Origin of the sequence: Neisseria sp., from assembly GCF_030523955.1 — a bacterium.
In the GTDB taxonomy this organism is placed as follows: domain Bacteria; phylum Pseudomonadota; class Gammaproteobacteria; order Burkholderiales; family Neisseriaceae; genus Neisseria.
Window position 1 is genome coordinate 77,227 of the sequence record NZ_JAUNHL010000001.1, and the last position, 20,764, is coordinate 97,990.

Here is a 20,764-nt window from a genome sequence, read left to right on the forward strand (position 1 = left end):
AAACCCGTTTGTTATATTCTGCGGCTAACCCACTTCAGAATAATGACATATATTATCTCCGAGTCAGGCACGGGTATGACGGAACGGTTATCGTGGTTGGCAATAAGCGTTTCAGACAGGCCTCAAATCTTCAATACCGCTTTGCGGTAAACCCACTCCCCCGCAAACAGCACGCCCATCAATATATACGAAACAATACCGGTATAAATCGCCCACCATTCGTGCTTGCCCGACCATGCCAGCAGCGCGGCGGCGGCGGCGTTGAAGATAAAAAAGCCGCACCAGATTCGGGTAACGAGGCGGGTATAGCGCACGCCTTCGGGCGGCAGGTCGGGGTGTTGCAGGCGGGCGAGGCGTTCGATCAGGGTTTGTTCGGCAAACAGGCTGGCGCCGAACACGGCGAGCATCAGCAGGGAAACGGCCACGGGATACCAATACATGGAATCGGGTTGGCGCAACAGGATCACGGCGGCGAAGAAAGCGGCCAGCAATAATGAAACCGTTTTTTGGGCGCGGGTTTTCTGCAAAGCGGCGCGTATCAGCCACAGGCCGCACATGGCGGCGGCCAGCCAGAAAAAGATGCCTTGTTCGCGGCCGTAATACCACAACAGCGGATAAGAGAGGCTGAGCAGAACCAGTAGGATTTGGCCGATGGGTTTGAGCATGGGATCAATCGAAAGGAAAAGCCCGGCGGTTTGCCGGACTGCTGTTTTTCAGATTCAAAGCCGTTTGAACAAAGCGGGGATACAACTGAGCTGCGGATTTATTCGCCGTCTATCCGCAGCACGGCTTGTACCACGTCGTCCACCGTGCGCACATTGCGGAAATCGTCGGCTTTCAGTTTGCGGCCGGTTTCGCGTTTGATGTGGTCGATGAGGTCGATGGCATCGATGCTGTCGATTTCCAGATCTTCATAAAGATTGGTTTCGGGTTTGATGCGCTCGGGTTCGATTTCAAACAGGTTCACCAAGGCATCGGTAAGGATTTTGCGGATTTCTTGTTCGGTCATCGTCATTCCTTTCAGGCTTGGCGGCTGCGCACGAAATCGGCCAGAGTTTTCACGCTGGTGAAATGCTCGCGCAATTTGTCTTTTTCGCCGTCGAGCTGGAGCTTGAAGGTTTTTTGTACCGCCAAGCCCAGCTCCAGCGCGTCTACCGAATCCAGCCCCAGGCCGTCGTCGCCGAACAGGGGGGCATCGGTTTCGATATCTTCGGCAGTGATGTCTTCCAAGCCGAGGCTGTCGATAATCATTTGTTTGATTTGTGTTTCCAGGGTCATGTTGTTTCTCGCATGAAATAGTTTTGTAAATAAGCGTTCAAACGCCGGGCGGCGATGGGCAGCGGTTTTTCGGCCAGCCAATCCTGCGGATGGATGTCTTCGCCGACGGTGATTTCGTAATGGATGGTGCGTGCCGGAATTTTATACCAAGGCTGGCCTTTTTTGAAATTGGGCGGATTCATTTTGATGACTACCGGGGTAATCACCCGGGCGCTGCGCAGGCCTAATGAAACCGCACCCCGGTGCAGGCGGATTTCGCCGTCCCAGCCGGTACGCGTACCTTCGGGGAATACCAGCAGGCTCTGCCCGCTTTTGAGCACGGCATCGACTTCCTCCATCATTTCCATCGATTCGTCGTTGGCAATATAGCCGTTGGCGATAATCTGGCTTTTCATCGAAGGGTTTTTCAGCAAATCTTTTTTTACGATGCAGTTTAACTCGGGCACTTGGCCGATCAGCAACACCACGTCAATCAAAGAAGGATGGTTGGACAATACCAGCTGCCCCGGGCGGCCGAGTTTTTCCAAGCCGTTGAAGCGTACGGTGAGAATGCCCGACCAAATCATATAATGGGTAAACCATTTCCATACGCCGCCGATCAGCCGCCGTGCCTGCATTTGGTGCGCCGCATCGTTGCGCTTGGGGTTCAGGGTATAGGGCAGCAACACGATTTTCAGTAATACGCCGACTACGCCGAATAAGACGAAGGCAAAAGTCGTGGCGATAAAGCGGCGGTAATAGTTCAATGATTTCATGGGTTTTTCTGCCACAACCAGCGGCGTTTGCTGCCGTATCTTTCCCATTGATGCCTGTCTGAAAGCATAAAACGTATCCATTCGAGTGCGCCCCAATACGGGCTGCGCGGCGGATTTTCTTTTTCGGCATCCGGTTTCAGCAGGCTGATGCGGTAATCGTCGCCCGCTTCCAACACCATCGCCAGTGCATGGGCAAACGGCGCGCGCTCGGCGGCAACGGCATATTCTCGGTGCAAAGGCTCGTCTGCCAGCACCACCCAAACCTTGTCCGCCCCTTCCTGTAACAGCGCATAAGCTTCGGCCAGCGCGCTCTCCAAGCTGTCTTCATCCGCTGCCAGCGCGGTGTTTTCGCTCATATCTTGCCGCAGCATAGACCACTGCCCGGCCAATGCGTTGTGCACCGACAAACCGAACGAGGCGGGCGACACCGTTTGCTCGCGCAACAGCGACAGCCACAATTCGAAGCTGCGGTTGATTTCGCCGTCGTGCGAGGCGAATACCAGCGGGCAGTTCGGAAACGCCTCGGCCAGCGGCCAAGCCGCATCAAACATCAAACGGGCGGAGGACGACAGGCGGCGGCGCTGCATGGCCGGCAGAAAAGCCAGCCCGGGCTGGTGTGCGGCGGCCGTATCTATTTGGCCATCGGCAGCCCAACGCCGCCATTGTTCGGAATCGCTGAAATAAGGGCAAGAAGCGCGCCAGGCGGCGAGCTTGAAAGAAAAAGCGGTCATCATCAAAACAGGGAAAGACAAGTGGTTTTATTATATAGGGAAATGCTCATCACTTCTTTATAATCGACCGCAAAACAGGATAAGCCATGACAAATACAACTTTCTTACCACTCTGGCTGGCCGGTTCCGACAGCGCCGCGCATTATCAGCCGCAAGCTTTGGACGAGGGCGACCGGCAGCGCCTCAACAAACATCCGGCCTTGGCGCAACGGGCGGATTGGCAGGTGAGCCGCTTTTTAAAACAACAGGCCGCCGCACCGGTTTTATCGTTGTCGCACAGCCGCGGCGCCGCCTTATTGGCCGCAGGCAGCGGCTTGGGCGCGGTGGGGGTGGACATCGAATACCTCAAGCCGCGCGATTTTGCCGCATTGGCGCAATGGTGTTGCAGCCCGCAAGAGCGGCAATGGCTGTCGGCATTCGGTTGGCAGGCCGAAGCTTATTACCGTTTGTGGTGCTTGAAAGAAGCAATGATTAAAGCCGCCGGCCTCTCTTTTCCCGCCGATTTGCCCCAAGCCGGTTTGAGGTGGCAGGCAAACGGCGGCATCGGCCTCTATGCCGCAGGGCAAGCGTGGCAGGGCGTTTCTGCACGTTGCGGCGATTGGGTGCTGGCGGCGGTTTGGCAGGCGGAAAAGAATTTGCAGCCGCAATGGAATTGTTTGGGTCGTTGGCCAGAACCGGAAGGGATAACGTTTTTTCCCATGGATAACGATATGGCTGGAAAGTTTTTTTCAGACAGGCATTGAATGCTGGAGGCCTGTCTGAATACAAAATGCAACAAAGCCGCCAAAGCCCGTACCATCATCTTTTGCGGCTGATTTGTCTATCAGAAAACCGTTTTTCGTTGGCTTGAAAAAATCAAAAACTAGCATAAATTTGTTTCTTTCTGCCTTTCTACTTATAATAGCCGCCATATTTAATCTATTTACTGCAAAGAAAGGAGCACATCATGATTCGCATTCAATCTCCCCGCTCACACGCTCTTTGCAGCCCGCGCGTTTAAGGCGCTCACTTCATTTCTGTGTCGCCCGCATCGGGCTGCTTTCATCCTGCTTAATATAAAGACGATGTCATTAATGGCGCGTTTAACCGTGCTATTAGCGGAAAATTTTTATTTCTGCCGCGGCGTTGCTAGGCCTTTCGGTACGGCTTGTCCTGTCTGCGGCTTGCTGCCTGGTGGCAAAAATAAGTTTTCCCGCCATACCTGACAGCGTTTGAAGAGAAAGTTTTTCCCATGGGCACAGAAACCAATTTTTCCAAACCCCTGATTATCGCCAACAGCGATACCTGGTTGGAGGGCAATGCCATCCGACAACTCGAAACCACCGCCCGGCTGCCGCATATGCGCCAAGTAGCCGGCATGCCCGATTTGCACGCCGGGCGCGGTTATCCGGTAGGCGCCGCATTTTTCAGCAGCGGCCATTTCTATCCCGCTTTAATCGGCAACGACATCGGCTGTGGCATGGCCTTCTGGCAGACCGGTTTGCCGCTCAACAAAGCCAAACCGGCCAAATTGGCCAAGACGCTCGGCCAAATCGACGAATCCTTGGACGGAAGCTGGCTGCCGCGCATCCGCGAATTGCTGCCGTCCGATGCGTTGGCCGATAGTACAGGCGCACTGGGCACCATAGGCGGCGGCAATCATTTTGCCGAACTGCAAATGTTGGACAGCGTATACCGCAGCGATCTGTTGCCGCCCGCTTTGCAAGCGGACAAGTTGCAATTGCTGGTACACAGCGGTTCGCGCGGCTTGGGCCAGCAGATTTTGCAAAACCATATCGCCCGTTTCGGCCACCAAGGCCTGTCTGAAAACAGCGCCGAAGCCGTCGCTTATCTGGCCGAACATCAGGCCGCGCTCGATTTTGCCGCCGCCAACCGCCGCCTGATTGCCGAGCGCATGTTCTCGCGTTGGGGTACCGAAGGCAATATGCTGCTGGACGTTCACCACAACTTTTTGCAGGCCGCCGAAATCGGCGGTGTGCAGGGCTGGCTGCACCGCAAAGGCGCTACGCCCGCCGACTGCGGTTTGGTGATGATTCCCGGCTCGAGGGGCGATTACAGCTATCTGGTGCAACCGGCCGCCGACACCGAAAGCGCGCTGCGTTCGCTGGCGTACGGAGCCGGCCGAAAATGGCAGCGCAGCGAATGCAAAGGCCGGCTGTCGCACAAATATTCCGCCGACAGCTTGCGCCGCACGGCGTTCGGCAGCATCGTTATCTGCCAAGACAAAGCGCTGGTGTACGAAGAGGCGCCGCAAGCTTATAAGAATATTGACAGCATTATCCGCGCATTATCCGATGCCGGTTTAATCAGCGTGGTGGCGCGCTTCAAACCGGTGCTGACTTATAAAACCGGCGGCAGTTGCGGAGGTGAGGCATGAACCGCGTACGTTTACTGATTTCCACCGCGCAAGGCCCTGCCGAATGCCGGCTGTTTGCCCGTTTTGTGCTGCAAAAACTGTTGGCCGAAGCGGCAGAGCAGGGCGTGCATGCCGAAATACTGGATGAAACGTCGGATAAATACGGCATTTTTTCGGCCAGCCTGCTGTTGAGCGGCGGGCAGGCCGAATGCCTGTCTGAATGCTGGCTGGGCACGCTGCAATGGATAAGCGAAAGCCCGTTGCGTCCCAAGCACCCGCGCAAAAACTGGTATATCGGCGTGTTCCGCCTGCCTGAGCCTGCCGGGTTGCCGCAAGAGAGCGGCATTGTGTTCCAAACCTGCCGCGCCGGCGGCAAGGGCGGCCAGTATGTCAACAAAACCGAGAGTGCCGTGCGCGCCGTCCACAGCGCCAGCGGTTTGTCGGTGCGGGTGGAGAGCGAACGCAGCCAGCATGCCAATAAGAAGCGTGCGCGGGAGCTGTTGATGCAAAAACTCGCCGAACAATGTGCTAAAGAGGCGGCCGAAGCGGCAGCCAGCCAGCACGCTGAGCTTTATCGGGTGGAGCGCGGCAACCCGCGCCGCGTGTTCGCCGGTCGGGATTTTCAGGAGCGTTAAATCCACCGGTTTGGCCGCACTCAAATGCCTGTCTGAAAACGCTAGTGGCTTAAATTCAGAATAATGCAGCGTTGCCTTGCCCTATTCTGAATTTAAGCCACTATATTTAATCGTTTCAGACAGGCATTTCTTAGCCGATGTGGCCAAACAGTTATAAAGAAGGAAGTAAAAAGTATTTATTTATCTTATAGCCGGCTTGTTATATTGCGGAAAATTTCAAATCAGGAGCGTGTGTGATGAAAATTATCCGTAAATTCGGTTTGTCGCTTTCGGTGGCATTATTGTTGGCCGCTTGCGGCCAAGACGGTGCCAGCCAAGGCAGTGGTGCGGCCAAAGAAAAAGTAAGCTTGATGAATGTTTCCTACGATCCGACCCGCGAGCTTTATCAGGAATACAACCAGAGCTTCCAAAAATACTGGCAGCAGAAAACCGGCCAGGAAGTGGCGATCCAGCAATCCAACGGCGGCTCGGGCAAGCAGGCCTTGGCGGTGCGCAACGGCTTGAAAGCCGATGTGGTTACGTTGGCTTTGGCGGCGGATATCGATTCGCTCAACCGCGACGGCAAGCAGTTAATCAAACCGGATTGGCAAAAGGCGCTGCCGCACAACAGCACGCCTTATACTTCGACCATCGTGTTCTTGGTGCGCAAGGGTAACCCGAAAAACATCAAAGATTGGGGCGATTTGGTAAAAGGCGACGTGCAGGTGATTACGCCCAATCCGAAAACTTCCGGCGGCGCACGCTGGAACTTCCTGGCGGCCTGGGCTTGGGCGAAAAGCCAGCCCGGCGGCAGCGATGAAACCGCGCGCGCGTTTGTCAGCGAATTGTACAAGCGGGTGCCGGTGATGGACGCAGGCGCGCGCGCCTCTACCATTTCGTTTACCCAGCGCAATCTGGGCGACGTGTTGCTGGCGTGGGAAAACGAAGCGCATCTGTCGCTGAAAGAAGCCAACGGCGAATATGAAATCGTTACCCCCAGCTTATCGATTTTGTGCGAACCGCCGGTGGCGGTGGTGGATTCGGTGGTCGATGGCAAAGGTACCCGCGAAGTGGCGACCGAATACCTGAAACATCTGTATAGCGAAGATGCGCAGCGTATGATTGCGAAAAACTTTTTCCGGCCGGCCGATGAAAAAGTGAAAGCCGAATTTAAAAACCAGTTTCCGGATTTGAAACTGGTAACCATCGGCCAAGAATTCGGCGGCTGGCAAGAGGCGCAGAAACGCTTCTTTGACGACGGCGGCCTGTTCGACCAGATTTATACGCCGCAAAAATAAACAATAAGCCCGAAGCCCCAAGCTGCAAGCAAGCGGCTTGGGGTTTTCAGACAGGCATAGCGTCATATTCGGGCTTGGCCCGAATATCTCCAAATCTGCTGAAATTCGTCATATTCGGAGACCTTTGCAAAACCCTCAGATGTGGATGCAGTTCAAGGCGTAGCAGCGCAGCGAGCGCAGACATAACATGGGGTTAGGCAAGCGAGCGAGCAGCACACAACGCAGAAATGCGCCACAGATGGGGGTTTTGCAAAGGTCTCATTCGGTTCAAACCCGAGCATGACGAATGTACATTTCTTAAATTCACCATAAACCCCTTCCGCCGCCTGATGTTATAATTGCAGGCCTTAAATATCCGTCCAACCTTTGAATTTCAACACAGGAAACCGAAATGATTAACTCCATCGCCGCCCTTTCCCCGCTGGACGGGCGTTACGCCAAATCCGTCGAAGCACTGCGCCCGATTTTTTCCGAATACGGCCTGATGAAGGCGCGGGTGAAAGTGGAGCTGGGCTGGCTCAAAGCGTTGGCGGCCGAGCCGAAAATCACCGAAGTACCCGCCTTCAGCGACTTTACCCTCGATGAAATCGACGAAGTGATCGCCCATTTTTCCTTGGAGGACGCCGCCGCAGTCAAAGCGATTGAAGCGACCACCAACCACGATGTAAAAGCCATCGAATACTGGCTCAAAGAACGTTTCGCCGGCGTGCCGGAAGTGCTGGCGGTAAGCGAGTTTATCCATTTTGCCTGCACCAGCGAAGACATCAACAACCTATCGCACGCCTTGATGCTGCAAGAAGCGCGCGAAACCGTATTATTGCCGCAATTGGCCGAAATTACCGTCAAATTGCAGCAAATGGCACACGATTTGGCCGCCGTACCGATGATGAGCCGCACCCACGGCCAACCGGCTACCCCCACCACCTTAGGCAAAGAAGTGGCCAACGTATTGTTCCGTTTGCAACGCCAAATCAAGCAATTGGAAGCGCAACAGTTTCTCGGCAAAATCAACGGCGCCGTCGGCAACTACAACGCCCATATGGTAGCCTACCCGGATGTAGATTGGGAAAGCCACTGCCGCCGTTTCGTAGAAAGCGGCTTAGGGCTGAGCTTCAACCCCTATACCATCCAGATCGAGCCGCACGACTATATGGCCGAATTTTTCCAAACCCTCAGCCGCATCAACACCATCCTGATTGATTTCAACCGCGATGTGTGGGGCTATATCTCTTTGGGTTACTTCAAACAAAAAGTAAAAGCCGGCGAAGTCGGCTCTTCCACCATGCCGCATAAAGTCAACCCGATTGATTTTGAAAACTCCGAAGGCAACCTGGGCATGGCCAACGCCGTATTGGGCTTTTTGGCGGAAAAACTGCCGGTTTCCCGCTGGCAGCGCGACCTCACCGACAGCACCGTATTGCGCAATATGGGCGTAGGCGCGGGCTACACCGTATTGGGCTGGGTCGCCCACTTGCGCGGCTTGAACAAACTCGAAGCCAACCCCGCCGCACTGGCCGCCGATTTGGACGCCACTTGGGAACTGCTGGCCGAACCGATCCAAACCGTGATGCGCCGCTACGGTATCGCCAACCCGTATGAAAAACTGAAAGACCTTACCCGCGGCAAAGACGGCATCACGCCGGAAGTGCTGAAGCTCTTTATCGAAGATTTGGCGATTCCCGCCGCAGCCAAACAGCAGCTTTTGGCCTTAACCCCGGCCTTGTATGTAGGCAAAGCGGAAGAGCTGGCCAAACGGATTTAAGGCTTGCCTTTTCCGATACCAACAACCATGCCTGTCTGAAAAATTCTTTCAGACAGGCATTTTGTATCAAGCAGCGCTTATTTTAAATTTAATATATATAGCGGATTAACTTAACTTTCGCAAAGGCTTGCCGCCTTGTAGCAAAGTCATTGAATCCGCTATACATATTATGGAGGTGTTAAGAATGCCTGTCTGAAAACCCTGTTGGTTGCCTGAAGGCGACAGAGGCAGCAAGGTTTTCAGACAGGCATTTTATATTTTTATTAAACGGGATGAAGACGCAGCAGCGCAACGAAAGTGAAATGAAACCATGATAGGCTGAATTCGGCGTATTCGATGGCCGGATTTTATTCAATGGTTCAAATTTTTTAAAAATGCTATTTAAATTTAATTTTTATCAACAATGCCTACCTGAATGATGTTTTCAGACAGGCGTTGTTGCGGGAAAAGTGATTTTTATAACGTTTCTGTACGATAAATAACTAAAGGCATTGTTTTCTTAAAAATATTTGATTAAAAATCCAAAGGTTGTTATATTGCATAAACAAATTGCATAAAATGAAAGTGATTTTGAGAAGATTACATGATTGGTTGGCGGAGGATATAAAAAGTATAGCAGACCTGAAAAATCTGCTGCATCTCGATTGTGGGATAAAAACATTCGGCCTTGAAAACTGCGATTATTATTTTTTTAGAATTGATTAGTTTATGAAATATGATGATTTGTTTCTTAGAGGTGGTTTTATTAATCTGCTGATTAAGTATGATGTAAGGGTAAAAAAATTTGCATTAAGACAAATTTCTATACTTACTTTGTTTATATTTGTTGGGTTTTTTATATTTTTTTTAGCTCGTGATTGTCATGTAAGTAATAAGTGGAACCTGTTGCTTACTATTTTTAGCGGTTTAGCAGGAGGATGCTTGTTAAGTTTGGATCTATTTCATCATTTGGGAAAAAATAAAAATTCATTTCTGAGAGAAATTTTTCCTATGGAACTTACTTCTGCTGCGATACCGACTATTGTTTACTTTATTAATAAGGGAATGATATGGGTTTATTTGTTTTGGCTATGGTTTTTGATTATGTCTAGCCTCTCACACGTAATTAATTATCCAAATGTATATATGCTGATATTTACACATGCTTCTATTTATTATTGTTGGATCATGAGTAATTTTTTTCTTATTATCTATTTGTTTTATAAAAAAAATTCTTAATTTTAAATTGTTTGGGAGCTGATTATGACAATAACTTTTAAATCAAAAGATGCGCAAGCAGTGGTAAACGATGAAAGCTTTTCTGGCATTTTTCTCAATGGAACTGGTGCAGCGAGTACTATGTATCAGGAGTATAACCAGCGGAAATATACTATTGAGAGTAAAAAATATGCAAATGAAGCGGACAGATTGGCGGCTAAATCTGCGTTATTTAGAGAGCAAGCCTAGAAAGCCCAAACTGCCTACAATCAAGCCCTAACGCAAGCCTCACAGAAATTTCCTGCTGGGTCAGCACAGGATGCTTTTATAAGGAACGCTCAAAGCAGTTTGCAAAAACAAATTAATGCGAATAAGTTTAATGATGCGACTTATGCTCGAAATGCAGTAAAAGTACTTGATAAAGCGGAAAATGCTAAAGGATTGGCGGATCAAGCGGGAAAATTTGGTAATGGTGCAACGGCAGCACTGGGTGCTCTAACGATGGGTAGTGCTTGGGCGAAGGCAATTGAACAGAATGATCAAGCTTCATGGGATAAAGTTGGTGAAAGCTCATCATCTTTTCTTGGAGGTTTAGCTGGGGGCTGGGCTGGTGGGCATGTTGGATTTGGAGCGGGTGTGCTCTTTGGTGTATTGACAGGGGGAGTAGGCTGGCTTCCACTTGTAGGAGCAGCAGCAGTTGGCGCATTAGGTGGATGGGGTGGATCAAAATTAGGAGAATGGGGCTGGGAGGGCTTTAGAGATTGGCTTGATCAAAACCGCGATGGCAAATTTCATATCCCCAAAGACCCGCTGGTACTCGACCTGGATGGTGACGGTATCGAAACCGTTCAGACCAACGGCTACCAAGGCGCGATGTTTGATCATGATAAAGACGGTATCCAAGTTGCCACCGGCTGGGTGGCGCCTGATGATGGTTTGCTGGTAATCGATAAAAACGGCGACGGTTTAATCAATAACGGCGGCGAATTGTTTGGCGATAACCAAGTATTAAAAGACGGTACGCTGGCGACCACCGGCTATGCGGCGCTGGCGGATTACGACAGCAATGGCGATAAAGTAATTGATAGCAAAGATGCGGAATTTGCCGACTTGAGCGTTTGGCGCGATCTGAATCAAGACGGTACCAGCCAAAGCAATGAATGGTTTACTTTGGCGCAATTAAATATCCAATCTTTAGATTTGGAACATCAAAACGTTGATAAACATTTGGGCAACGGCAAAGATAATACAAAGAATGCCTGTCTGAAAACCCTGTTGGTTGCCTGAAGGCGACAGAGGCAGCAAGGTTTTCAGACAGGCATTTTATATTTTTATTAAACGGGATGAAGACGCAGCAGCGCAACGAAAGTGAAATGAAACCATGATAGGCTGAATTCGGCGTATTCGATGGCCGGGTTTTATTCAACGGTTCAAATTTTTTGAAAATGCTATTTAAAGTTAATTTTTATCAACAATACCTGCCTGAATGATGTTTTTAGGCAGGCATTGTTGTAGGAAAAGTGATTTTTATAACGTTTCTGTACGACAAATAACTAAAGGCATTGTTTTCTTAAAAATATTTGATTAAAAATCCAATGGTTGTTATATTGCATAATTATATAGCATAGTGAGTTGTGTCAGGGTTAATGGTTTGGGGTGGTATTTTAGATGGGATAAAAGTGATATCTACTGTTGTTGTGTTGCTTTAAAAAAACGCTAAGGAGTCTTGAAATGGCTACAGGCGCAGCGGGAGCAGATGATTACGATATATTTAATTTGAAATATGGATTGATTTTAAGGTAATAAATTTAGGATTAGATAGTTATTTTGTTTGGATAAGTAATAATCATTGGGGATGTTTATATGGAAAAATCCACCTATATTTTGTTGAATATTTTTCTACTTATTTTGTGGGCATTAATAGCGTTACTTTCTCCTTCTTATTTAACTCCTATACAGCAAAAATATATAAAAGCAGAAAATGTTCAATTGCATTACTTTGGAGGAAAAAGATCGAGAATTTCCTTTGAATATGAAAAGAAACAATATATCGCATTCTGTAGAAACCTTGTGGATTATAGAGGTAAGGAATTTTGTGAAAATAAATTTCCGATAAAGGTGAATAAACTTGAAATGGATAAAGTTTTGAGTGGCTTATATCGTAACTCAGAAAATATTGTTATTGTTAAACATATGGTTTGGAGAGATGTTCAAGAAAATGTTAGCGAATTTCAATTGGGTAAGCAGGAGTATTTGAGTGAGTTTAGATTATTGAAATATGATCAATATTTTATAAGATTATTTTTGGTGATGTCCTTTGTTGCTGTTTTTTGTGTTTATTTTTATAAAAATAAAGATAAATTTAAGTGAGAAGTGGATTTGGTCTCTTTGAGTGGTAATAGTTTTGTTTTTTCTTTTGATAATGAAATAGGAGCTTAATTATGGCTGGAGCAGGTCGAGCGGTTTTTACATACGGAGTTAATAGTGCTACAAGTCTTGCAGGGGCTACAGGGCAGTCCGTCTCTTATGCTACTAATAACCAATCTACAGGATCAACTATTGTAGGAGCAACTTCCGTAGCTGTAAGTTACGCAGAAGGGGTTGCAAATTCAGCAAGTTATGCACAATCAGGGACCGCTTACTCTGGGAAGCTGGCTGGCATGGGGACATTTCTAGGATTGGCTCAAGTTGGAGTCAATATTTATCAGAATGAGGGTGATACATCTAAATTGACTGCTGGTGATTTATTAAATATAGCAGGAGCAATGGCTATGTTTGTACCTGGTGGGCAAGTTATTGGTGCGGCTATTGCTATTGGTGGGGCGGTATATTCAGTTTATGAAGGAAAATATGGGCCCGTTACAGTGAGGGATATTGGGGATTATTGGTATGATAAATTTAATGGTTCTTTGGGAGAGTATACAGATTTCAACCGCGACGGCAAATTCCAACTACCCAAAGACCCGCTGGTACTCGACCTAGACGGCGACGGCATTGAAACGGTAAAGACCGATGGCTACAAGGGCGCGATGTTTGATCATGATAAAGACGGTATCCAAGTTGCTACCGGCTGGGTGGCGCCTGATGACGGTTTGCTGGTAATCGATAAAAACGGCGACGGTTTAATCAATAACGGCGGCGAATTGTTTGGCGATAACCAAGTATTAAAAGACGGTACGCTGGCGACCACCGGCTATGCGGCGCTGGCGGATTACGACAGCAACGGCGATAAGGTAATTGATAGCAAAGATGCGGAGTTTGCCGACTTGCGCGTTTGGCGCGATCTGAATCAAGACGGTACCAGCCAAAGCAATGAATTGTTTACTTTGGCGCAATTAAATATCCAATCTTTAGATCTGGAGCATCAAAACGTTGACAAACATCTGGGCAACGGCAACAGCATGGCGCGTGAGGGCAGCTATACCACTACAGATGGTAAAACCCAGAAAATGGCCGATTTGCTGCTGGCGGAACACCGGATGTACAGCCGTTACAGCGATAGCGTGAAAATAACTGAAGAGCAAGCGCTAGCGCCGAATCTGCAAGGGGTAGGTATGCTGCGCGATTTGCGCGAAGCCGCAGCGCTTACTCCGGCGCTGGCAACCGAATTAAAGGCCTATGCTGCTGCGGAAACCCGCGAAGCGCAAAAAGCGCTGCTCGACAATTTGATAACCAACTGGGCAAAAACCAGCCCGCAGTTTGCCTCTGGTATTAAGTTTCTGCCGCCTTTTATCCAAACAGAAGATGAAGGTACCGTGCTGACTCAGGCGCAGGCTGAAGAAGCCCAGCGTTTGGTTATTCCGCAAGAATATCTTGATAAAATTAACACCGTATTAAATAAAATCGCGGTATTAGACGCTTTCTCGGCCGAAAAATCCAATACGATTTATGTAACCTCCGCTTTGGAAGTGTTGAATTTCTATGAGGTGGTCACCAAAACCTACAATAAACTAGCTGAAGATGTTTATCAGGGTTTGCTGTTTCAAACCCGCTTAAAGCCGTATCTGAATGAAATTGGCTTTACTCTTGAAAACAATGAATTCAAGCTGGACTACACCGGTGTGAACAAGGCATTTCAAGAGGTGTATGCAAAAAATCCGGAAAAAGCGGTGGTAGATTTGGCGGAGTTTGTTGCATACAGCGATGGCGCAGATCCCGGCATTGCCGGGCTGGCGGAATTGTTCACGCAATATATGGAGGGTATTGAGGCCGCCGGTACCTTGAGTCATTACGAAAAGCTTATCGGGCAGGATTCGTTGGATAAGCTGGGCGTACGCATCGGTACGGATAAAGACGATCAATTAAACGGCAACGATTTCCACAATTATCTGAGCGGCGGCGCGGGTAATGATACGCTGAATGGTGGTGGGGGTAATGATTTGATCAATGGTGGAGCAGGTAACGACACACTGGCCGGCGGCGACCACGGCAAAGACCGTTACGTATTCCAAAAAGGTCATGGTCAGGATGTGGTCAAAGACCAAAGCTACCAATGGCATCCGGAGCATATCAATGATGTGATGTTCGAAGGTGCGAAATCCACCGATGCCCAGTTCCTGCGTATCGGCAACGATCTGGTCATCAAAGCCTACGGCACCGAAGATTCGGTGGCCTTCAGCAATTACTTCGACCGCAATTATGACTACTCCCGTTGGTATAACTTTAACTTTGACGATAAGAAGTTGGAGCAAAAGGATATTGCCGCCAAATCATTCAGCCTCGGCGGTACCGATACCGACGATACGCTTTATGGTTGGAACAGCAAAGATACGCTGAACGGCGGTTTGGGCAACGATACCATTTACGGCGGTAGCAATGACGACACTCTTGAAGGCGCTGCCGGAAACGATACCTTACACGGGGAAGCAGGCAAGGATACGCTGAACGGCGGAGCCGGTGACGATACGCTGAACGGCAACGAAGGCGACGACATCTTGAAAGGCGCAGAAGGCAACGATACGCTGACCGGCGGCGACGGTTATGATACGCTGACCGGCGGAGCAGGTAACGACACACTGGCCGGCGGCGACCACGGCAAAGACCGTTACGTATTCCAAAAAGGTCATGGTCAGGATGTGGTCAAAGACCAAAGCTACCAATGGCATCCGGAGCATATCAATGATGTGATGTTCGAAGGTGCGAAATCCACCGATGCCCAGTTCCTGCGTATCGGCAACGATCTGGTCATCAAAGCCTACGGCACCGAAGATTCGGTGGCCTTCAGCAATTACTTCGACCGCAATTATGACTACTCCCGTTGGTATAACTTTAACTTTGACGATAAGAAGTTGGAGCAAAAGGATATTGCCGCCAAATCATTCAGCCTCGGCGGTACCGATACCGACGATACGCTTTATGGTTGGAACAGCAAAGATACGCTGAACGGCGGTTTGGGCAACGATACTTTGATCGGTGGCGCTAATTCCGATACTTATGTATTCGCCAAAGGCCATGGGCAAGATGTGGTGCAGGATGGTTCGGATAAATTGGAAAACGCGGATATTTTGAGCTTTGCCGATGTGAAGTTATCCGATGTTGTGTTCACCCAATCCGGTTCCGATTTGCAGATTAAGGCGTTTGGCGGGGAAGATCAGGTATCGGTACAAAGTTACTTTACCAGCCAGCATAGCCATACGCAGCTTGCATTTAAAGATCAAACAATTTCATCGGAGCAGGTGGCGGCGATTCTTTGATGATGTTATCGGCTTGAAGTAAGAAATGCCTGTCTGAAAGAATTTTTTCAGACAGGCATTTTGTTTGTGCGAGCAAAACGCTTAAGCCTGTGCTTCGGCCTGTTGGATGGCTTCGCGGCTGGGTTTCAGCAGGTTGGCCATCATCACCAGTTGCTGCCACAACACGCTGCTTTGTTCGTTGTGGCCGTCGGCGGCCAATTCCTGCAATTGTTCCAGTTGGTGTTGCAGGGTTTCGTATTCTTGCCGGAAGGCTTCTTCATCCGGGATGTCGGCTGTTTCCAGCAAATCGGTTAAGCTGTAGGCGGCGGCGAAAAACAGGTCGAGGAATCCGGCGTCGTCTTCGCTTTGTTTCATTTGGCTGCGGTAGGCGCCGAGCGCCGAGATGTAGCCCATCATTGAGTAATTGATTTTCAGCAGGCTGAAACCGGTTTGCAGTTTGCTGCCGTATTTGTCGGGTTCGCTCGACATATCGGAAACGGTACTGGAGAGCGCGGCTGCGGATTCGTGGGCTTTGCGGCGGGAGGAACGGTAGCCGACATCGTCAATCTTGCCGTTTTCCAGTTGCTTGAGGATGCTGCGCAGATAGCCGGCTTCGCTTTTAATTGCTTTGGCTCCGGTTTGGTTGAGCGCCAGATAGTGCCAGTCCGGCCATAGGTAAGAAACTGCCGCCCACGCTAAGGCGCAGCCGATGATGGTGTCGACCACCCGCCAGGGCAGGGCGGCGGCGGTATCCATGCCGGCGATGGAAAAGCTGGTGAGCGCTTGGATGGTAATGAAGAAGGTGGAGAAACTGTATTTATTGGTGCGGAAGAAGTAAAACAGTGTGGTCGCCAGCACGACTACGATCAGCTTGGTTTCCAGCGAAGGGGTGAAATAGGGCAGCAGCGAGCCGACGAATACGCCCAATACGGTGCCGACAATCCGCTGTTTCAAGCGGCTTTGGGTGGCCGAGTAGTTGGGCTGGCAGACAAACAGGGCGGTCAGCCAAATCCAGTAGCCCAGCGAAAGATTGAAGCCTTCGACTATGGCACAGCATACTAAGGTAATGATCGCCATCCGCACCGCATGGCGGAAAATGGCGGATTCGAGGGTGAGCTGGCTGCGGATACTGCGGATGATGTTGGCCAGGCCGCTGGTTTCGGTATTGGCGATGCGGGTGGCTTCGCTGTCGTGTTCTTGATCTAGCCCGCTTTCCAAATGGCTGAGCTGGTAGTTTACGCCGCGCAGATTGGCGGCCAGCCGTTGCAGTGCGTGCACGTCTACTCCGCCGGGATGGGTGGCGGCATAGTATTCGATGGATTGTTTTAGCCCTTTGTTGGCGCGGGCCAGGCGCTCGTCGTATACATAAGGTTCATTGTCGCGCAGGCTGGCGGCAATATTGCGGCAGGCTTGTGCTTGCAACTCGAGCAGGCGCTGGTAGCGGTAAATCAAATCGCTGTTTTTCAGTTTTTCGACCATATCCTGATATTGGATGTGGCTGGAGCTGGCGCGCTCGTGGATGTCTTGTGCGGCGAAATAATAGCGCAACATGCGGCTGGTGCGCGGATGGCGGTGTTGGCCGCGCATACGGTAAAACAAGGCGCTGCGGCATAGGTTGAACACGGCTATCAATTTGTGGTTGCTCATGGCCAGCCGGATTTGCTGCTGTTCGAATTGGCCGACTTCGTCGGGATCGAAAAAGCCTGCTTTGGCATCGAGATAATCGCCGAGCGCGGCATAAGCGTTGGCCATGTTTTCTTGTACCGGCCGGTGCGGGAATACAATGTGGCACAACACCGCCAATACGCTGTACATCGAGGTGCCGATCAAAATCATTAATGTGCTGGTATACCAGTTTTCGCCCGGATGATGGCTTAAGGTGGTGTATACCGCTACCGCCAGCGTGCCGAAAGAAATGGTGCGGTAACGCAGGCCAACTGTGCCGAGCACGGTAAACAGAAAGGCCAAAAGCGTCATGGTGGCGGCAAAGGTTACCGGTTGGCCGTAAGTGAGTTTTACCGAAATTGAGGAAATGCTGAAGGCGAGCAGGGTGAAGAACAGGTTTTTCAGGCGGCCGGTGAGGCGGTTGTCCAAATCGACCAAGCCGCCGGCGATGATGCCGAGCACCAAGGGGATCGCTTCTTGGGTAAGATGGAAATGGCGGATCAGCAACGCGGCCAGGCAGACGCTGAGAAATACCGGTAGCGTGGCGATGACTTTGGGGTTGACGGGCGGCGTTTTCACGACAGATTCCGGTAATAGAGAGGTGGGAAAGAAAAGGTAATTTTAACAGATTCCATGCCGCTTCAATAAGCCTTGTATCTTGGGGGGGCGGCGAAGAGCAGATAAGTGTGAAATGCCTGTCTGAAAAATATCAGGCTTCCTTCAACCGCTCTTGCACCGCTTCGCTGATTAATTCTGCCATTCGGGCGCTGGCGCCGCGGTGGCGGCGGACAAAGGAGGAAGCGGCATCGGCGTATTGTTGCCGCTCCTGTTTGTCGGCCAGCCAGAAGCGGGTCATGGTCAGCCATTCTTCCGCCGAACCGATTTGCTTGGCGGCGCCGGCGGCTACAGCGCTGCGGCAGACTTCGGCGAAATTATAGGTAGACGGGCCGAACAGGGTCGGCACGTTGCAGGCAATCGATTCGATTACATTCTGGCAACCGGCATCGACCAAGCTGCCGCCGATAAAGGCAATGTCGGCGGCGAGAAAATAAGCAAACAATTCGCCCATGCTGTCGCCTACCCAAACCTGAGTGGACTTGTCTACCGCTTCGCGGTCGCTGCGTTTTTGCACTTTAAAGCCCAGCGATTGAGCCGTATCGTAAACTTCCTGAAAACGCTCGGGATGGCGCGGCACCACCACCAGTAAGGCATCTCCGCGGTAAGAGCGCCAGGCTTTCAGCAGCATTGCCGCTTCGTCTTCGCCTTTGTAAAAACGGGTGCTGCCGCATACCACCACCGGCCGGCTACCGATTTTTTCGCGAAATTCGGCCGCCCGGTTTTCCGCTTCCGGCGGCGGGGTAACATCGTATTTGGTATTGCCGCACACGTGCACGTTGGAAGCGCCGATTAAGTGCAGTCGTTCGGCATCTTCTGCCGTTTGCGCGTAGCAGCCGCTTAAGGTCTGCATCGCGGGCTCCACCAGCGTGCGGATGTGCAGATAGCCTTTTTGCGATTTTTCAGACAGGCGTGCATTAGCCAGAAACAGCGGCACACCTTGCGCACGGCAACCATGCATCAGGTTCGGCCAGATTTCGGTTTCCATCAGAACGCCGAAAACCGGGCGGTGTTCTTCGAGGAATTGTTTGATGTATTCCGGTTTGTCGTAGGGCAGATAGCGGCATTGCACATCGGGGAAGAGGGCGCGGGCCGTTTCCCGTCCGGTCGGCGTCATCTGAGTCATCAGAATCGGTGTTTCCGGAAAAAAACGGCGCAGTTCGCGCACCAACGGCAGTGCGGCGCGGGTTTCACCCACTGATACCGCATGTATCCAAATCGGGTTTTGTACCGCACCGGAAAAGGATGAGCCGAAGCGCTCGTCCCAATGGGCAAGGTATGCCGGATTTTTCTTTGCCCGTTTGCGCAGATAGCGCCGGATGAGAAACGGTGCCACGCTCCACAAACGGGTATACAGCCAGGGAAGATTCATAAGCAACCAAATTAAACAATAACGGTTTACAGGCCGGGTAATACTACTGTTGCTCCGGTAGGCAGCCGGGCTTTTTTGAGACCGTTTGAGAATAAGCGGCGGGAAAACATACCCTGCCGATGGCCTGTTTCCCCCACATTGTATGCCTTTCTGCATAAAAAGAAATGCCTGTCTGAAAAATAAGCTTCGCCCGATTGGGTAAAACTTCTGTTTTTCAGACAGGCATTCATTTTAAATTCAAATGTTTATTGGCCGTCGCGTAGGATTCTGCGAATGGCTGACAATTGGCGGCGGCTCACCGGCAACGGCTCGGCCACATCCAATACTTGAGCGCCCCAGCTGGCGTTGCCCTCGTCATCGTCATTATCCAAGCGGATCAGGCAGTCAAGCGTGTGGCGGAACACCAAAGCATTACGGTGTACACGAATCACCTTGTCGTTCAATACTTCTTCCCAGTGCACCAACGTTTTGGGCAGCTCATAGCTTTTACCGTCGCCGGTAAACAGGAACACGGTTTTGTGTTCGGCCAACAAATAGCGCGCTTGTTGCCAAGGAATTTCCACCATCCGGTCGCGATTGAATACTTTGAAGTGGGTGAAGCTGTCGGCATTCTCTTCATCTTTTTCGCCCACCCTGTCCAGCGCCGCCTGCAAACGCGCCAGTTTAATCGGTTTCAACAGATAATCGGCAGCAGCCAGCTCAAACGCACGCAGCGCATGTTCTTCATACGCCGTGGTGAAAATCACATGGGGCTGCTTTTTGGCCACGCGTTTGATACGTTCCACAAATTCCAAGCCGTTCATTTCCGGCAAACCGATATCGGCAAACACAATATCAACTTCATGTACGCTCAGCCAATCCAGTGCAGGTTGGGCATGATGGAACGTTTTCAGCAATACGACTTGGCATTCTTCCAAAAGCACCCGTAATCGCTCGGAAGCTAATACCTCGTCTTCAACAATAATTGCGCTCGGCATAGTCGTTAGCTTATAGTAGTTGTATAAAAGTATATCGTATCGCGATAAACGGTATATATCAATCCCCAAGTGTATGACAAATAGCAATAAACCTTAAAAAGATTAAATTATTGCCACTTTTTGCAACAATAGTGGTCAAATATTAACTGATGTAATCGATAATCAAGCAGCAGAATAATTTTATGCATTAGGAATTTTAAAGAAAAGAAAAGCGAAATAGCAAAATAAATAAAAAACACCGCCATTTGGCGGTGTTTTTAAATATTGGTTGCGGGGGCAGGATTCGAACCTACGACCTTCGGGTTATGAGCCCGACGAGCTACCATGCTGCTCCACCCCGCGTCTGAGAAGAATGTAACTATATTCTGATTTTATTCGGTTGTCAAATTTTTATTCTGAAAAATTTGAGATTTTGCCGGAATGCCTGTCTGAAAACTTTCAGACAGGCATTCTGCTATAATCTTATCCTCTT

At 50.2% G+C, this 20,764-nt stretch carries 18 protein-coding genes, 1 tRNA gene and 1 pseudogene; 10 read left to right on the plus strand and 10 right to left on the minus strand.

Translation table 11 applies throughout. The annotated features are described in order from the left end of the window. Positions 1-122 precede the first annotated feature (122 nt). The 5 genes from Q4C79_RS00350 to Q4C79_RS00370 all read right to left on the minus strand — a co-directional run bounded on the left by Q4C79_RS00350 (position 123) and on the right by Q4C79_RS00370 (position 2,764). Positions 123-665 carry a hypothetical protein gene (locus Q4C79_RS00350; RefSeq protein ID WP_303089041.1) on the minus strand — a complete coding sequence of 181 codons (543 nt, stop codon included), beginning with the start codon at positions 663-665 and terminating at the stop codon, positions 123-125. Positions 666-763: 98 nt separating this feature from the next. Beyond that, positions 764-1,009 carry an acyl carrier protein gene (locus tag Q4C79_RS00355; protein ID WP_303089042.1) on the minus strand — a complete coding sequence of 82 codons (246 nt, stop codon included), beginning with the start codon at positions 1,007-1,009 and terminating at the stop codon, positions 764-766. Positions 1,010-1,020: 11 nt separating this feature from the next. Beyond that, positions 1,021-1,278, minus strand: coding sequence for a phosphopantetheine-binding protein (locus Q4C79_RS00360; protein WP_303089043.1), 258 nt, complete (start codon positions 1,276-1,278; stop codon positions 1,021-1,023). Next, positions 1,275-2,033 carry a 1-acyl-sn-glycerol-3-phosphate acyltransferase gene (locus Q4C79_RS00365; protein WP_303089044.1) on the minus strand — a complete coding sequence of 253 codons (759 nt, stop codon included), beginning with the start codon at positions 2,031-2,033 and terminating at the stop codon, positions 1,275-1,277. Before Q4C79_RS00365 ends, Q4C79_RS00360 begins: the two co-directional genes overlap by 4 nt. Further along, positions 2,030-2,764, minus strand: coding sequence for a beta-ketoacyl synthase chain length factor (locus Q4C79_RS00370; RefSeq protein WP_303089076.1), 735 nt, complete (start codon positions 2,762-2,764; stop codon positions 2,030-2,032). Before Q4C79_RS00370 ends, Q4C79_RS00365 begins: the two co-directional genes overlap by 4 nt. A gap of 86 nt (positions 2,765-2,850) precedes the next feature. On the opposite strand from Q4C79_RS00370, the gene Q4C79_RS00375 reads away from it, so the two are divergent. The 4 genes from Q4C79_RS00375 to Q4C79_RS00390 all read left to right on the plus strand — a co-directional run bounded on the left by Q4C79_RS00375 (position 2,851) and on the right by Q4C79_RS00390 (position 7,032). Beyond that, positions 2,851-3,507, plus strand: a complete 657-nt coding sequence (locus tag Q4C79_RS00375) for a 4'-phosphopantetheinyl transferase superfamily protein (RefSeq protein WP_303089045.1) — start codon at positions 2,851-2,853, stop codon at positions 3,505-3,507. A 488-nt stretch (positions 3,508-3,995) separates the two neighbouring features. After that, positions 3,996-5,141: an RNA ligase RtcB family protein gene (locus Q4C79_RS00380; RefSeq protein WP_303089046.1), complete on the plus strand. Its 1,146-nt coding sequence runs from the start codon at positions 3,996-3,998 to the stop codon at positions 5,139-5,141. Next, a complete protein-coding gene (gene prfH / locus Q4C79_RS00385) occupies positions 5,138-5,755 on the plus strand; it encodes a peptide chain release factor H (RefSeq protein ID WP_303089047.1) in 618 nt (205 codons plus the stop codon). The genes Q4C79_RS00380 and prfH overlap by 4 nt, the downstream gene beginning before the upstream one ends. 236 nt (positions 5,756-5,991) lie before the next feature. Then, positions 5,992-7,032 (plus strand): sulfate ABC transporter substrate-binding protein, encoded by a 1,041-nt coding sequence (locus Q4C79_RS00390; RefSeq protein WP_303089048.1) that lies wholly within the window; start codon positions 5,992-5,994, stop codon positions 7,030-7,032. A 46-nt stretch (positions 7,033-7,078) separates the two neighbouring features. Here the strand turns inward: Q4C79_RS00390 and Q4C79_RS00395 are convergent. Continuing rightward, a pseudogene (locus tag Q4C79_RS00395) lies at positions 7,079-7,285 on the minus strand (hypothetical protein). Between the two features lie 138 nt (positions 7,286-7,423). Here Q4C79_RS00395 and purB point away from each other — a divergent pair. The 6 genes from purB (at position 7,424) to Q4C79_RS00425 (ending at position 15,684) form a co-directional block, all read left to right on the plus strand. After that, on the plus strand, positions 7,424-8,794 hold the full coding sequence (purB, locus tag Q4C79_RS00400) for an adenylosuccinate lyase (RefSeq protein ID WP_303089049.1): 1,371 nt from the start codon (positions 7,424-7,426) through the stop codon (positions 8,792-8,794). Positions 8,795-9,502: 708 nt separating this feature from the next. Beyond that, complete coding sequence (locus tag Q4C79_RS00405) at positions 9,503-10,012, plus strand: hypothetical protein (protein ID WP_303089050.1); 510 nt, start codon at positions 9,503-9,505, stop codon at positions 10,010-10,012. A gap of 24 nt (positions 10,013-10,036) precedes the next feature. Continuing rightward, positions 10,037-10,240 (plus strand): hypothetical protein, encoded by a 204-nt coding sequence (locus Q4C79_RS00410; RefSeq protein ID WP_303089051.1) that lies wholly within the window; start codon positions 10,037-10,039, stop codon positions 10,238-10,240. A gap of 99 nt (positions 10,241-10,339) precedes the next feature. After that, the gene (locus Q4C79_RS13160) at positions 10,340-11,278 is read left to right on the plus strand and encodes a hypothetical protein (RefSeq protein ID WP_368492192.1); all 939 of its coding nucleotides are present in this window, start codon (positions 10,340-10,342) and stop codon (positions 11,276-11,278) included. 576 nt (positions 11,279-11,854) lie between these two features. Further along, the gene (locus tag Q4C79_RS00420) at positions 11,855-12,361 is read left to right on the plus strand and encodes a hypothetical protein (RefSeq protein WP_303089052.1); all 507 of its coding nucleotides are present in this window, start codon (positions 11,855-11,857) and stop codon (positions 12,359-12,361) included. Positions 12,362-12,900: 539 nt separating this feature from the next. After that, the gene (locus tag Q4C79_RS00425; RefSeq protein WP_303089053.1) at positions 12,901-15,684 is read left to right on the plus strand and encodes a calcium-binding protein; all 2,784 of its coding nucleotides are present in this window, start codon (positions 12,901-12,903) and stop codon (positions 15,682-15,684) included. Between the two features lie 81 nt (positions 15,685-15,765). Here Q4C79_RS00425 and yccS read toward each other — a convergent pair whose 3' ends face one another. The 4 genes from yccS to Q4C79_RS00445 all read right to left on the minus strand — a co-directional run bounded on the left by yccS (position 15,766) and on the right by Q4C79_RS00445 (position 20,634). Then, positions 15,766-17,907 (minus strand): YccS family putative transporter, encoded by a 2,142-nt coding sequence (yccS, locus tag Q4C79_RS00430; RefSeq protein WP_303089054.1) that lies wholly within the window; start codon positions 17,905-17,907, stop codon positions 15,766-15,768. 130 nt (positions 17,908-18,037) lie between these two features. Beyond that, positions 18,038-19,315: a lipid IV(A) 3-deoxy-D-manno-octulosonic acid transferase gene (gene waaA / locus Q4C79_RS00435; protein ID WP_303089055.1), complete on the minus strand. Its 1,278-nt coding sequence runs from the start codon at positions 19,313-19,315 to the stop codon at positions 18,038-18,040. 245 nt (positions 19,316-19,560) lie between these two features. After that, positions 19,561-20,292 carry a LytTR family DNA-binding domain-containing protein gene (locus Q4C79_RS00440; RefSeq protein ID WP_303089056.1) on the minus strand — a complete coding sequence of 244 codons (732 nt, stop codon included), beginning with the start codon at positions 20,290-20,292 and terminating at the stop codon, positions 19,561-19,563. 265 nt (positions 20,293-20,557) lie between these two features. After that, positions 20,558-20,634: transfer RNA gene (locus Q4C79_RS00445), tRNA-Met, on the minus strand. Positions 20,635-20,764 lie beyond the last annotated feature (130 nt).

Bases quoted from the DNA above. Each gene is read 5' to 3' on its own strand.
- Q4C79_RS00350 (WP_303089041.1), bottom strand. From the start codon at position 665: ATGCTCAAACCCATCGGCCAAATCCTACTGGTTCTGCTCAGCCTCTCT.
- Q4C79_RS00355 (WP_303089042.1), bottom strand. From the start codon at position 1,009: ATGACCGAACAAGAAATCCGCAAAATCCTTACCGATGCCTTGGTGAAC.
- purB (WP_303089049.1), top strand. From the start codon at position 7,424: ATGATTAACTCCATCGCCGCCCTTTCCCCGCTGGACGGGCGTTACGCC.
- Q4C79_RS00360 (WP_303089043.1), bottom strand. From the start codon at position 1,278: ATGACCCTGGAAACACAAATCAAACAAATGATTATCGACAGCCTCGGC.
- Q4C79_RS00390 (WP_303089048.1), top strand. From the start codon at position 5,992: ATGAAAATTATCCGTAAATTCGGTTTGTCGCTTTCGGTGGCATTATTG.
- Q4C79_RS00365 (WP_303089044.1), bottom strand. From the start codon at position 2,033: ATGAAATCATTGAACTATTACCGCCGCTTTATCGCCACGACTTTTGCC.
- waaA (WP_303089055.1), bottom strand. From the start codon at position 19,315: ATGAATCTTCCCTGGCTGTATACCCGTTTGTGGAGCGTGGCACCGTTT.
- Q4C79_RS00420 (WP_303089052.1), top strand. From the start codon at position 11,855: ATGGAAAAATCCACCTATATTTTGTTGAATATTTTTCTACTTATTTTG.
- Q4C79_RS00440 (WP_303089056.1), bottom strand. From the start codon at position 20,292: ATGCCGAGCGCAATTATTGTTGAAGACGAGGTATTAGCTTCCGAGCGA.
- Q4C79_RS00375 (WP_303089045.1), top strand. From the start codon at position 2,851: ATGACAAATACAACTTTCTTACCACTCTGGCTGGCCGGTTCCGACAGC.
- Q4C79_RS00405 (WP_303089050.1), top strand. From the start codon at position 9,503: ATGAAATATGATGATTTGTTTCTTAGAGGTGGTTTTATTAATCTGCTG.
- Q4C79_RS00380 (WP_303089046.1), top strand. From the start codon at position 3,996: ATGGGCACAGAAACCAATTTTTCCAAACCCCTGATTATCGCCAACAGC.
- Q4C79_RS00410 (WP_303089051.1), top strand. From the start codon at position 10,037: ATGACAATAACTTTTAAATCAAAAGATGCGCAAGCAGTGGTAAACGAT.
- Q4C79_RS00370 (WP_303089076.1), bottom strand. From the start codon at position 2,764: ATGACCGCTTTTTCTTTCAAGCTCGCCGCCTGGCGCGCTTCTTGCCCT.
- prfH (WP_303089047.1), top strand. From the start codon at position 5,138: ATGAACCGCGTACGTTTACTGATTTCCACCGCGCAAGGCCCTGCCGAA.